11 protein-coding genes are annotated in these 12,278 nt (G+C 62.9%); 6 read left to right on the top strand and 5 right to left on the bottom strand.

Annotated elements, in window-relative coordinates; all coding sequences use genetic code 11:
• Positions 1-30: 30 nt before the first annotated feature.
• On the bottom strand, positions 31-2,025 hold the full coding sequence (locus ACFQ6Y_RS11085; protein WP_378632027.1) for an ArnT family glycosyltransferase: 1,995 nt from the start codon (positions 2,023-2,025) through the stop codon (positions 31-33).
• A 191-nt stretch (positions 2,026-2,216) separates the two neighbouring features.
• Between ACFQ6Y_RS11085 and ACFQ6Y_RS11080 the strand changes: the two genes are divergently transcribed.
• On the top strand, positions 2,217-2,720 hold the full coding sequence (locus ACFQ6Y_RS11080; protein ID WP_378532582.1) for a hypothetical protein: 504 nt from the start codon (positions 2,217-2,219) through the stop codon (positions 2,718-2,720).
• Positions 2,721-2,723: 3 nt separating this feature from the next.
• Here the strand turns inward: ACFQ6Y_RS11080 and ACFQ6Y_RS11075 are convergent, their stop codons facing one another.
• Together ACFQ6Y_RS11075 and ACFQ6Y_RS11070 are read right to left on the bottom strand one after the other, a co-directional pair.
• Positions 2,724-4,046 (bottom strand): NAD(P)/FAD-dependent oxidoreductase, encoded by a 1,323-nt coding sequence (locus ACFQ6Y_RS11075; RefSeq protein ID WP_283302126.1) that lies wholly within the window; start codon positions 4,044-4,046, stop codon positions 2,724-2,726.
• Positions 4,046-4,798 carry an SDR family oxidoreductase gene (locus tag ACFQ6Y_RS11070; protein ID WP_378632023.1) on the bottom strand — a complete coding sequence of 251 codons (753 nt, stop codon included), beginning with the start codon at positions 4,796-4,798 and terminating at the stop codon, positions 4,046-4,048. Before ACFQ6Y_RS11070 ends, ACFQ6Y_RS11075 begins: the two co-directional genes overlap by 1 nt.
• An 82-nt stretch (positions 4,799-4,880) precedes the next feature.
• Between ACFQ6Y_RS11070 and ACFQ6Y_RS11065 the strand changes: the two genes are divergently transcribed.
• Genes ACFQ6Y_RS11065 through ACFQ6Y_RS11055 form a run of 3 tightly spaced genes read left to right on the top strand, consistent with a single transcriptional unit; the run spans position 4,881 to position 9,318 of the window.
• Positions 4,881-6,290 (top strand): dihydrolipoyl dehydrogenase family protein, encoded by a 1,410-nt coding sequence (locus ACFQ6Y_RS11065; RefSeq protein WP_378632855.1) that lies wholly within the window; start codon positions 4,881-4,883, stop codon positions 6,288-6,290.
• Positions 6,291-6,319: 29 nt separating this feature from the next.
• Entirely contained in the window at positions 6,320-7,849 is a 1,530-nt protein-coding gene (locus tag ACFQ6Y_RS11060; RefSeq protein ID WP_378632019.1) for a carboxylesterase/lipase family protein, read from the top strand.
• Entirely contained in the window at positions 7,846-9,318 is a 1,473-nt protein-coding gene (locus tag ACFQ6Y_RS11055; protein WP_378632016.1) for a carboxylesterase/lipase family protein, read from the top strand. The genes ACFQ6Y_RS11060 and ACFQ6Y_RS11055 overlap by 4 nt, the downstream gene beginning before the upstream one ends.
• Positions 9,319-9,325: 7 nt before the next feature.
• Here ACFQ6Y_RS11055 and ACFQ6Y_RS11050 read toward each other — a convergent pair whose 3' ends face one another.
• Both ACFQ6Y_RS11050 and ACFQ6Y_RS11045 read right to left on the bottom strand, forming a co-directional pair.
• Positions 9,326-9,751: a hypothetical protein gene (locus ACFQ6Y_RS11050; protein ID WP_378532573.1), complete on the bottom strand. Its 426-nt coding sequence runs from the start codon at positions 9,749-9,751 to the stop codon at positions 9,326-9,328.
• On the bottom strand, positions 9,748-10,338 hold the full coding sequence (locus ACFQ6Y_RS11045; RefSeq protein ID WP_378532571.1) for a helix-turn-helix domain-containing protein: 591 nt from the start codon (positions 10,336-10,338) through the stop codon (positions 9,748-9,750). The genes ACFQ6Y_RS11050 and ACFQ6Y_RS11045 overlap by 4 nt, the downstream gene beginning before the upstream one ends.
• Positions 10,339-10,504: 166 nt before the next feature.
• On the opposite strand from ACFQ6Y_RS11045, the gene ACFQ6Y_RS11040 reads away from it, so the two are divergent.
• Positions 10,505-11,290 carry an aldolase gene (locus tag ACFQ6Y_RS11040; protein ID WP_054831664.1) on the top strand — a complete coding sequence of 262 codons (786 nt, stop codon included), beginning with the start codon at positions 10,505-10,507 and terminating at the stop codon, positions 11,288-11,290.
• Between the two features lie 33 nt (positions 11,291-11,323).
• The gene (locus ACFQ6Y_RS11035; protein WP_378632007.1) at positions 11,324-12,226 is read left to right on the top strand and encodes a dihydrodipicolinate synthase family protein; all 903 of its coding nucleotides are present in this window, start codon (positions 11,324-11,326) and stop codon (positions 12,224-12,226) included.
• Positions 12,227-12,278: the final 52 nt, after the last annotated feature.

Raw genomic sequence — 12,278 nt, 5'->3', positions numbered from 1 at the left:
CTGTAACAGAGCTATTGTCGAGAGGTCGGCTTACGCGGTGTAAGAACTCATGTCGTAGACCGTGTAATCGTCCACGGAAGTCGGGGTGAAGTGGGCGTGCACCCACGTGGTGATGTCGGAGTGACCACCTCCCGCTCGCGCATTTCCGCCGACCTTTCCGCCGCCTCGATCACCACCCTCTTCCGGAGCCTGAGACTGAGACTGTGTCTGCGTGGGCTCGACAAAGTACGTGACACGGTGGTTCGTCACATCCGAGACGAACTCGGCCAGGGTGGGCGCTGGGTCGTTACTGAAACCACCGATCGCCATCACCGCAGTGTTGCTTCCCAGTTCCAAAGTTGCTGCTGCCGAGGACCTGTCAATTGCCGCTGACCATCTCGTGGTTGTCGTCCGAAGCATCGAATCCAGTGCGGAACTGTCAGCGCCACCCCCGAATCCACTACCACCGAATCCGCTGCCGCCGATTCCACTAGCACCGACGGACTGACCGTCCCGAGAACTGTTCTGCGCCTTCGGCCCTACCGCAGGGCTCCCACCGGTGTGTGGCTGTTCGAACGTCGCCACCGCGTATGCCGTGCCACCACCGAGACCGCCGATCAGTGCGCAGGCGATCAACAACGGCGTGAGAATCCGCCGCTGCGAACCAGAAGTGACGACGAGCCCCACCGAGCCGATGAGGACAGCAGCCAGCAGCACCCACCGAAGCTCGGGCAGCCAGTTCGAATTGCGTTGAAGAAGAACACATCCCCAGACTCCGGCCGTCAGGGCGATCGCTGCCAAGCCGATTCGTCCGAACAGACGCTCGCGGATCGACCACATCTCGGCAACACCGATGCCGACCAGAGCAGCGATGGCGGGTGCGATCGCCAAAGTGTAATACGCATGGATAGTGCCACTCATGAAGCTGAACACCAATGCATCGACAACCAACCACACACCGAAAATCAACGCGCCACCACGGATCACATCTGTTCGTGGCCGTCGCCCCCGACTTACGAGAATCACGAAGAATGCCATCAGCGCAGAAGGCAGCAACCACGAAATCTCGTATCCGAACTCACCGGTGAAGAGACGGCCGATACCCGGGGCGGCGTTGCCCATTCCCCCACCACGGCCACCGGATACAGCATCGAGCGCTTCCGGCGACGGACCGGACGCCCCACCTCGGGCCCCTCCGCCGCTCCGGCCGAGTATTCGCGCAAATCCGTTGTACCCCAGTACCAAATTCATGAAATTGTTGTCCGTCGAGCCTGCAAGATAGGGACGCGCGTCGGCGGGCCACAGCAGAGTCAAGATGACGAACCATCCGGAAGCGATCATCATCGACACCAGCGCGCCGACAAGGTGGAGTAACCTTTTCGGCAACGAGGTAGGTGCTACGACGAGATATGCAATCGCCAACGCCGGCATCACCATCAGTCCTTCGAGCATTTTCGCCAGGAACGCAAAGCCCAGTGCGACCCCAGCCAACGCCAGCCAACGTGGACTCGCTTTCTCCAACGCACGGACAGTGCAGTAGGCGGCCACAGTCATCAGCAGAACCATCACCGCATCGGGATTGTCGAACCTGAACATCAGCGCGGCAACCGGAGTCAACGCCAAGACCACTCCCGCCAGGAACCCTGCCCGCGCGCCCGACAATCGCGTGACGGCGCCGTAGATCAGCGCCACGGCGCCCACAGCCATCAGGGCCTCGGGAATCAACATGCTCGCGCTGCTGAAACCGAAGAGCTGCCCGGACAGTCCCATTACCCACTGTGAGACCGGAGGCTTGTCGACAGTGATGAAGTTGGACGTGTCCAGCGAGCCGAACAGCAAGGCCTTCCAATTCTGGGAGCCGGCTTGCGCCGCAGCCGCGTAGAACGCGTTGGCGTTGCCATTGATCGAGATGTTCCAGATATAGACGATCGCCGTGCCGACGAGAAGTACAGCCAGAGCGATACGTTGCCACAAATTCTCGACGTGGGAGCGCGGTCCTCCTGCTGTCTGAGGTGCGGAGAGCAATTGATCGCTGGTCTGGGTCACACCACACTGTCCGACCACAACCTGGCCGTCGGCTGGCACGGTCCTGGCAGTTTCCTGTCAGACACTCGACTTCCTGTCAGAACCCCGACTTCCAGTCAGGACTGTCCGCACCCGCATCGCGTTTTCAGCTCGTCCGCAACGGGTATCCCCGATTGCTTGTCCCGAGCACTCCCGCCCAGAACGGAGACGTCATGCGCAGACAGTGGTTGTTCGCGACGGTAGCGAGTACCGCCCTCGTCCTCACCGGGTGCTCGCCCGATGCCCTCGACTCCGGGGACAGCGCGGACAACGTCACCGCCATCTCGACGTCGCTGTCTCCACCTGCCGCTGCCGATGCTCCCTTGCTGAAGACCGCCGACTCCCCGCTCGGGAGGATCGCCGTCGACGGCGAGGGCATGACGGTCTACGTCTACAACCCGGACGAGGAGAACTCCCAAGCCGGCGCGTGTGACGAAGCGTGCCTGCGCTACTGGCCGGCGGTCACCTCGGTTTCCGATTCACCGATCGTCGAGGGCATTGACGCCGCAATCGGCACCGTCGACGGGCCGGAAGGATCGTTCCAGATCACCGTCAACGGCAAGCCCGTCTATCGGTACCTCGACGACAAGGTTCCCGGCGACATGCTCGGACAGAGCATCGGCAGCCTGTGGTGGATGATCGACGCCACCGGAAACCCCGTGTTCACAACGGAGTAGCCCTCAGTTGTACGGCTGCCGAGCGGTTTCCGGATCACCGTACGTGATTGCCCGTTCCCGACGAGTTTTCGACGCCAAGGTTGCACCCCAGTTCAGCACCGTGCTGGCGCGGTTGCGGAACCCGGCGAGAAACGCGATGTGGATGATTCCCCAGGACACCCATCCGATGAACCCGGACAACTGAACCGGCCCTGCCTGAAGCAACGCGTGGCGACGCGAAATGTACGCCGCAGTTCCAAGATCGCGGTACTTGAAAGGCTTTCGGTTGGGTGCGCCGTTTTCGACTGTGGCCGCGATCCTGGCCCCGGCGTGCCGCCCGCCCTGCATCGCAACCTCGGCCACCCCGGCAAGCTTGTCACGAGACATGAGGTCGCCGACCACGTAGACGTTCGGGTGACCGGGGACGGTCAGATCGGCTTCCACTTCGATGCGGCCACCGCCGACCTGCTTCACACCCAGCGCTGTGGCCAAGGCCTCGGCGAATGGCACTGCTTCGACGCCCGCAGTCCACAGAATCGTCCGAGTCTCGTACTGCCGCTTCTCTTTAGTCTTCTTGTCCGTCGTCTCGATGCTGGTCTCGCACACGTCGGTGACGTGCACACCGAGGTGAGTCTCGACGCCTATCCCATCGAGAGTGCGTTTGGCTGCAGCCGAGAGCTTGCGACTGAACGAGGGCAACACACGATCGTCCCCGTGGAAAAGCAGCACCCTCGCCTCGTCCGGGTCGATGGACCGGAACTCGTTGGTCAGCGCGTGCATCGCCAATTCACGGATCTGCCCGGCCAATTCGACACCGGTCGGTCCGCCGCCCGCCACGGCGAAGGTCAGCCACGGTCGACGCTCCTCCGCCGTCGGGAGCGATTCGGCCATCTCGAACGCGGCAATGAGACTGCGTCTGATCGCCAGAGCGTCGTCGAGGGTTTTCATCCCCGGCGCCCATTTGATGAACTCGTCCTGACCGTGGTACGACTGCCGCATTCCGGCCGCCACGATCAGGTAGTCGTACGGCAATTCGAAGGTCGATCCGTCGAAGCGGCTGGCGGTCAGTATCCCGGCGTCCGCGTCCACCGACTTTGCCTCGCCCAGAACGACGTTCGTGTTCTTGTTGTCTTCGAGTAGATGACGCAGCGGACTTGCGATCTGCCCTTCGGAGAGCAGGCCGGTGGCGCACTGGTAGAGCAGCGGCTGGAAGACATGGCTGGTTCCCCGGTCGATCAGAACGACCTCGACGTCGGCCTTCTTGAGTCGTCTCGCCGCGTACAGCCCACCGAAGCCGCCACCGACGATCACTACCCGGGGCTTGCCGTTCGAGATGTGGATGCTCATCAGACAAACCTCGCTGTCACGGAGTTGGGCAGGAATCGTAAGGCTGCATCTATCCCCTGCCACTTGAGGCCGGGCAGCGCCGCCCGTGTGGTTTCCTTCTCGATGGCGTCGACCATCGCGCTGACGCCTTCGTCCAAACTGGCCATGAGCGCAGCATCGTCGCCGGCGCCGGCAGACATGTCGGTCTTGATGAAGCCGGGCAGCAGCGTGGTGACCCGAATAGGTGTGCGCGACAACTCGATACTGAGCGCCTCCCCCAGAGCCGCTACGCCGGCCTTGCTCGCCGAGTAGGCCGCCTTCGGCCCGGGTAGTCCCCGATCCGCGCTGATCGAGGACACGAGAACCAGGTGTCCGGCGTCCTGTGCGCGGAAGATCTCGAGCGCAGCTTCACACTGCGAAAGCGCACCGACAAAATTCGTCTGCGCTGTTGCGAGATTCGCGTGCGCTTTGCCGGTACCGATCTTCGCGCCCTTGCCGAGCCCGGCATTGACGATCACTCGGTCCAGACCGCCCAGCTCGTCGCGAAGCTCGCCGAAAACTCGGACGACGGAATCGTGTTCGGTCACATCGAGTTCGCGCACTGCAACGCTGATCAACGGGTACTGGGCCACCAACTCCTCGCGAAGTGCGTCGAGGCGATCCGTCCGCCGGGCACACAGCGCGAGATCGCGACCGGCTGCGGCAAATCTCCTGGCCATCTCCTCCCCGAGACCCGAACTGGCACCCGTGATCAAAATCTTCTGCCGCGTCATGGGTGCAACTGTAGCCACCATCGAGCTCTCGTACCCGGCAGTAACCGAGCGAACTCGGACCGATCCGGCATACCGTGGAGCAATGACCGACGAATTCGATGTCATCGTGATCGGCGGTGGGCCCGCCGGTGAGAACGCCGCCGCATACGCCATCGCCGGGAGTAATCGCACCGCCGCAATCGTGGAACACGAACTGGTCGGCGGTGAATGCTCGTATTGGGCCTGTATGCCCAGCAAGGCGCTACTGCGTCCAGGGCAGGTCCTCGAAGCGGCCGACGCCTTGCCCGGGATCCCGGCCGGACCGCTGGACGTCGAGGCCGTCCTGAAACGGCGCGACTCGTTCACCCACAACCACGACGATTCGTCCCAGGTCGACTGGGCAACCTCCGCGGGTATCACCGTGATCAAAGGCCACGGAGTGATCGACGGCGAGCGAGCAGTGACCGTCGACGGGACCCGTAAGCTCCGCGCCCGCCAGGCAGTAGTACTCGCCACGGGCACAACTGCCACCGTCCCGAAGACACCGGGATTGCGCGAGGCGCTCCCGTGGACCTCGCGCGATGCGACCAACCTGCACGAGGTTCCGTCGCGAGTGGCGGTCATCGGCGGCGGAGTGGTCGCAACGGAGTGCGCAACGTGGTTGTCGTCGTTCGGCGCTCACGTGACGCTGCTCGTGAGGGGCGATGCTCTCTTGAAATCAGCAGAACCGTTTGCCGGAACGATGGTTGCCGAAGCACTCGGCGCCCGCGGTGTGGATGTTCGACTGAGCACTGACGTCAACTCGGTCTCACGCCCCGATGCCAAGGACACCGGCGAAGGCCACATCCACGGAGGACCCGTCAGCATCGAGACCTCGTCCGGCGTGATCGAGGTCGACGAGGTCATCGTCGCGGCGGGCCGCGGTCCGACCTCTGCCGATCTCGGCTTGTCCGCCATCGGCCTCGAGGACGCCAAGTACGTCACCACCGACGACCACCTCTGTGCCCAAGGTGAGTGGCTCTACGCAGTCGGCGACATCAACGGCCGTTCACCCCTGACCCACATGGGCAAGTATCAAGCGAGAGTGTGCGGAGACGTCATCGCAGCGCGAGCCGAGAGTCGGGGACTGCGCGGACCTCGATACACGGCGTCGGCAGACAACGGGCAGGTTCCCCAGGTGGTATTCACCTCACCCGAGATCGCCTGGGTGGGACGCACCGAGAAGAAAGCTCGCGACGACGGCTACGACGTCGAAGTCGTCGAGATCGAACTCGCCGTCGCGGGATCTTCACTGCTGCGTGACGACTACTCGGGACGCGCGAAGTTGGTGATCGACAAGGCCACGGACGTGATCCTCGGCGCTACCTTCGCCGGGCCCGAGGTATCCGAACTGGTGCATGCGGCGACAATCGCGGTGGTCGGCGCCGTACCACTGGAAACTCTGTGGCATGCGGTGCCCTCCTATCCGACGGTCAGTGAGGTCTGGCTTCGTTTGCTGGAGGCTCGCCGCTGACGCGATCCCGAAGTACGTATAGTCGCGACATGGCGTCCGACATACTTGTGACCACGGCCGACGGCATTCTGCGCGGCCGCCGGGTGGGAAAACTTCGTGCCTGGCGCGGAATTCCCTACGCCCGGCCGCCGGTCGGAACACTGCGTCTGACGCGGCCGCAGCCGGTCACGCCGTGGTCCGGAGAACGCGACGCGACCAGATTCGGCGACGCGTCTGTCCAGCACAAGAAGGGGCTGCTGCTCGCGCCCGGGAAGTACCAGCCCAGCAGCGAAGACTGCCTGACGCTTAACGTGCTCGCTCCCGCGAACACCGGAAATACTCCGCGTCCCGTCATGGTTTTCATCCACGGCGGGGCCAACACCATCGGAACCTCCGCCACCGGCCTGTACTCCGGAGTATCCCTCGTCGAACGCGGCGACGTCGTCTACGTCTCGATCAACTACCGGCTCGGCGCTCTGGGCTACCTCGATTTCACCCCGTTCTCCACATCCGAGCGCGTATTCGACTCCAACCTCGGACTGCGCGATCAGGTAGCGGCGCTGCAGTGGGTGCAACGCAACATCGCCGACTTCGGTGGGGATCCCGACAAAGTCACGATTTTCGGTGAATCCGCCGGAGCCACTGCCGTCACCACCCTGATGGCTACTCCGGCCGCCAAGGGACTCTTCGCCGGGGCTATCGCCGAAAGTTCGGCTCCGGATCTGGTCTCGAGCACTCAGCGATCGCACGCCTGGGGTGCGCGTTTCGTCGAGATCCTCAATTCCGTTCTACCGCCCGCGAAGGCCCTGACCTCGGCGACAGCCGTCGAATTGGGCCGAGCCGGAAGCAGACTGGGCGCCGAGGTACTCGCGAACACACCTGGACTACATCCCTTCGGACCGGTCGTCGACGGCGACTTCCTTCCGCGTTCACCCTTGGACGCATTCAAAGAAGGTTCGGCACACCAGGTTCCGATGATCATCGGAACCAACAGACGAGAGGGAACGCTGTTCCCGAAAGTGCTCGACGCACTCCCGACCAACCCGTCGCGCATCGACACCATGTTCGCCCTCACCGATCCCGAAGCCGGGAAGCGCATCCTCGCAACCTATCCCGGGTATCCCGACGAGCAGTCCGCGATCGACGTCGGCGGCGACGTCACGTTCTGGCACCCGTCCGTGGAGTTGATGCAGGCGCACGCACAATCGGCGCCCACGTACGCCTACCGATTCGACTTCGCGCCGACGATGATGCGTTGGCTCGGCCTCGACGCCACCCACGGATTCGAGATGTTCGCGGTCTTCGGTATCGGCGACACCATGATCGGGCGTGGCCTCACTCTTCCCGGTGGTCGGCGCGGACTGCGCGCAGTCACCGAATCCGTTCAGGGACACTGGCTTCACTTCGCCACGCACGGCTCTCCGCGCGGATCGTGGCCTCGTTACGACGCACAGGAGCGTCGGACCATGATCTTCGACCAGATCGTGCGCGTCGAGAACGATCCCAGACGTGAACAACGCTTGGCTTGGGCGGGATACAGCGGTTACCGCAGCCACGGCACCGACATCCCTCTACCGTGACACACGCTCTCGAGGTCGAGCTCGATTCCGGCGTCGTGCGCGGCCGCCTCGATCGAGGACTGCGCACCTGGCGGGCAATCCCCTACGCAGCGCCCCCGATCGGTCCCTGGAGATTTCGCGCACCGCAGGCGGTCGAGGCCTGGAATGGCGTCCGCCCCGCGGAAGCATTCGGTTCTCCGTCTCCGCAGCGCAAGAGCAACTTCGACGAGAACTCTCTGTTCGTGAACGTCGTGGCCCCTCGGCTACCTTCCGATTCGCTGCGACCGGTCATGGTCTTCATTCACGGCGGCGCGTACAACGGCGGGAATCCGTCGACGCCCATGTACCGCGGAACGAGCCTGGTCGAGCGAGGCGACATCGTCTACGTCTCGATCCAATATCGTCTCGGCGCGTTGGGCTATCTCGATTTCAGTGAATATTCCACTGCCGAACAATCATTCGAGACGAACCTCGGATTGCGTGATCAGATCGCGGCACTGGCGTGGGTCCAACGCAACATCGCCGCTTTCGGTGGCGACCCGAACGCCGTCACCGTCTTCGGTGAATCGTCCGGCGCCAACGCGGTCACCACATTGATGGCAACGCCGGCGGCACGAGGGCTGTTCGCCCGGGCCATCGCGCAAAGTCCGCCGGCCGCTTCCGCATACGGAAAAGAGCGAGCGCACCGCTGGGCACGCGAGTTCCTCGAGATCGCACATGCTCCGGAAACCGAGCCGGCATCGTGGCTGCGCTCCGCTTCGGTGAAGGAACTGGTCGATGCCGGCGAAGAACTTGCGCGCCGCGGCGCGGACGAAGAACCCGGAACGCGGGCATTTGCTCCCGTAGTGGATGACGACGTCCTTCCCGAACACCCGCTCGACGTGTTCGCAGCGGGAAAAGCCCACCCCGTCCCGTTGCTGGTCGGTTCGAATCTCCATGAGGGGCGGATCTTTCCGCGCGTTCTCGACATCTTGCCTACCAACCCGGTTCGGATCGAGAAGATGTTCTCCCACACCACCCCTGAAGTGAAAGCACGTGCGCTCGCGGCGTATCCCACATATCCGCACCGGTTTGCTGCCGCAGATCTCGGCGGCGACATCACGTTCTGGGAACCGGCGATACTCTGTGCACAGGGTCATTGCCAGGTAGCTCCCACCTACAGTTACCGCTACGACTTTGCGCCTCGCCTGCTCAGACTCATCGGCATGGGCGCTACCCACGCCACCGAATTGCTTGCGGTCTTCGGGCGTTCGGATGCACTCACCGCGGCCTTGACCGCAGTCGGAGGGCGCCACGGACTGACTGCGGTGACCTCCACCATGCAGCGCCACTGGATCCATTTCGCCCACCACGGAGTGCCGGACCGGGAATGGCCCGCCTACTCCGTACCGGAGCGGCAAACAATGGTTTTCGACGAGACGTCCCGAGTGGAGAACGACCCGATGGGTGAGCGTCGACGGGCTTGGATCGGCTACGAGCACAGGCGCTGAAGCCCGATCAGAAGAACTGGCCTTTCACGAAACCTGCGAGTAGGACGGCGAATCCGCCGACCTCTCCGAGAATCAGCAGGAACATTCCGAGGTGCAGGGGCGGACCGGCGGACTCGAACTGGTTGTCGGTGTCTTTCATCGCACCGTGAGCGATGTAGCTGAATATCGCTGCAAGAAAGAAGAACACGACCACCGCTGCGCTGGTCAGGTTGATCCACGTCGGCCAGGCACTGAGTTCGACGAACACCGCGATCAACAGCGTTGCGAACGAGTACATCAGCGCTGCGCGGTGTGCGATGTCGACATACGGATGGGCGAGATGATTGTCCGAGGTCGCCATTTGTTGGTATTTCCAGATACCCAGGCACAGGGAGAGCAGGAAGATCAGACCCGCCGCGAGCAGCGTGAGTGTCGTATCGGTCCCGAGCGTCATCTGCTCACCCCGCAGTGCGTTTCCAGCGAGTCACCGCTGGGTGATCCAGCCGAAGGCTTGTCGTAGACGACAACCAGCACCACCGCACGATCCGCCGACACCGACCGCATCCGGTGCGGCGTATTCGCGTCGAAGTACAAACTGTCGCCGGCGTCGAGGTGCATCGTCTGACCGGGGATTTCGAATTCCACAGATCCGGAGTGCACGAACACGAACTCCTCTCCCGTGTGGTCCATGAACTTGGGACCCATCACCGAGGACGGATGAACCACGAACGGCTGCATGGCCTTTCCGACCAGTGAGGGCGCGATCGGATCGTAGACGGAAGACTGCACGGAGGTGGCCGGGTCGATCACGCGGTCCTTCGCGCGCACGATCGTCATGGCATTTCCCTCCATACTGTCCGAGAACAGTTGCCCCACATCGGCATCGAGCACACGCGCAATCTTGAGTGCCACCGCGATCGACGGGGTACTGATACCCCGCTCGACCTTGGAGAGATAGCTCTTCGTCAGCCCGGTCTGCTCGGCCAGGCCCTCGAGTGTCAGACCGGCGCGACGCCGATGTGTTCGCAAAAACGCTGCCATTCGGTTCCCCTCACGAGACTTTGTGTCATCACCCTACCAATACATTGACCTGCGGCGATCACCGATTCATAAAACCGAGGGTTGCACATTTCCGTCCTATATGACACTTTGTGTCTTATAGGTGACTGGATGTCATCGAATGCCGGATCCAGAGAAAGGCACACCCATGACCGACACGATGCATGCAAGCAAGCAGGAACTCATGGCCACCGCCGAGACGAAGATGCTCACCGAAGTAACGACAGGTAGTTGGACTCTTCGACAGAAGATCGCACTGACCTGCCGGGCACTGTCGGACGCCGGCCACGATTCCGGCCTTGCCGGCCAGATCTCCGCCCGCGGTGAGCAGCCCGGCACGTTTGTCACCCAGCGACTCGGCCTCGGGTTCGACGAGATCACCGAGGACAACCTCCTGCTTGTCAACGAGGATCTCGAGGTTCTGGACGGGGAGGGAATGCCGAACCCCGCCAACAGGTTCCACAGCTGGATCTACCGCGCCCGACCCGACGTCAACTGCATCGTCCACACGCACCCATTGCACGCGACGGCGTTGTCGATGCTCGAGATTCCCCTCGTCGTGTCCCAAATGGACATCGCACCCCTCTACGACGATTGCGCATTTCTTGCCGACTGGCCCGGAGTTCCTGTGGGAAACGAGGAGGGCGAGATCATTTCGGCTGCACTCGGCGACAAGCGGGCAATTCTGCTCGCCCACCACGGCCAACTCGTCGTCGGCAACACGGTCGAAGAGGCATGCTCCCTCGGACATCTGATCGAGCGGGCCGCGCGGCTGCAGTTGCTGGCGATGGCTGCCGGCGACATCAAGCCGCTACCGCCTCGCCTGGCGAAAGAGGCACACGATTGGACGCTGACTCCTCGGCGCAGCGAGGCGAACTTCGCGTACTACGCCCGCCGCGCTCTCCGCAATCACCCAGACACGCTGACCAACTGAATTTCGTTTCTCACCAACAGAACAGAGAATCTCATGAGCAGCACCATCAAGGGAATCGTCGCCTATCCCATCACCCCGTTCGACCGCGATACCGGAGCGTTCGATTCCAAGCCGCTACACACGCTCCTCGACAACATGATCGGCAGTGGTGTCGACGCGATAGCTCCGCTCGGCAGTACCGGCGAGAGCGCCTATCTCGACGACGCGGAATGGGAGACAGTCGCCCGGGAGACCCTCGACCACGTCGACCGCCGAGTCCCCACCGTCGTCGGCGTATCGGACCTGACGACGGCGGGAGCACTTCGCCGAGCATCGATCGCGGCGGACGCCGGCGCCGACGCAGTCATGATCCTTCCCACGTCGTACTGGCATCTGGGTGAGCCGGAGATTCGTGAACACGTCACTGCGGTAGCCGATTCCGTCGACATTCCCACGATGATCTACAACAATCCGGCCACCACCGGTATCGACATGTCGCCGGAGTTTCTCGTCGATCTCGTCTCCACCGTCGACGGCATCACGATGATCAAGGAATCCACCGGCGACATCACCCGGATGAACCGCATCAACGAACTGAGCGGTGGCACGATCCCCTTTTTCAACGGCAGCAATCCTCTTGCACTGCAATCTTTCTCTGCCGGTGCACGCGGATGGTGCACGGCAGCCCCGTGTCTGGCCCCAGGGCAGGTGGTGCACTTCTGGCGTCTACTCGAATCCGGTGATCGGTCGGGTGCCGCCGCTGTGTTCGAACAGATCGAGCCACTACTGAAGGTCCTCGTCAGTCGCGGACTGCCGTCGACGGTCAAAGCCGGGTTGGAATTTCTCGGCGTCGACGCCGGCCTTCCCCGCCGGCCCCTGCTGCCCCTCGACGACAACACCAGGACTGCTCTGTCCGATGCGTTGTCGGTGGCTCGCGGTGTAATCGTCGCGTCGTGACCTGACGTGGGAGTGGGTTCCGGCAAGATGGAATGCACACCGACCGAAGGAG

Source organism: Rhodococcus sp. NPDC056516, from assembly GCF_042794655.1.
Taxonomy (GTDB): Bacteria; Actinomycetota; Actinomycetes; order Mycobacteriales; family Mycobacteriaceae; genus Rhodococcus_F.
Note: the sequence above shows the minus strand (reverse complement) of the source record. Positions and strands in the feature narration are given on the sequence as shown.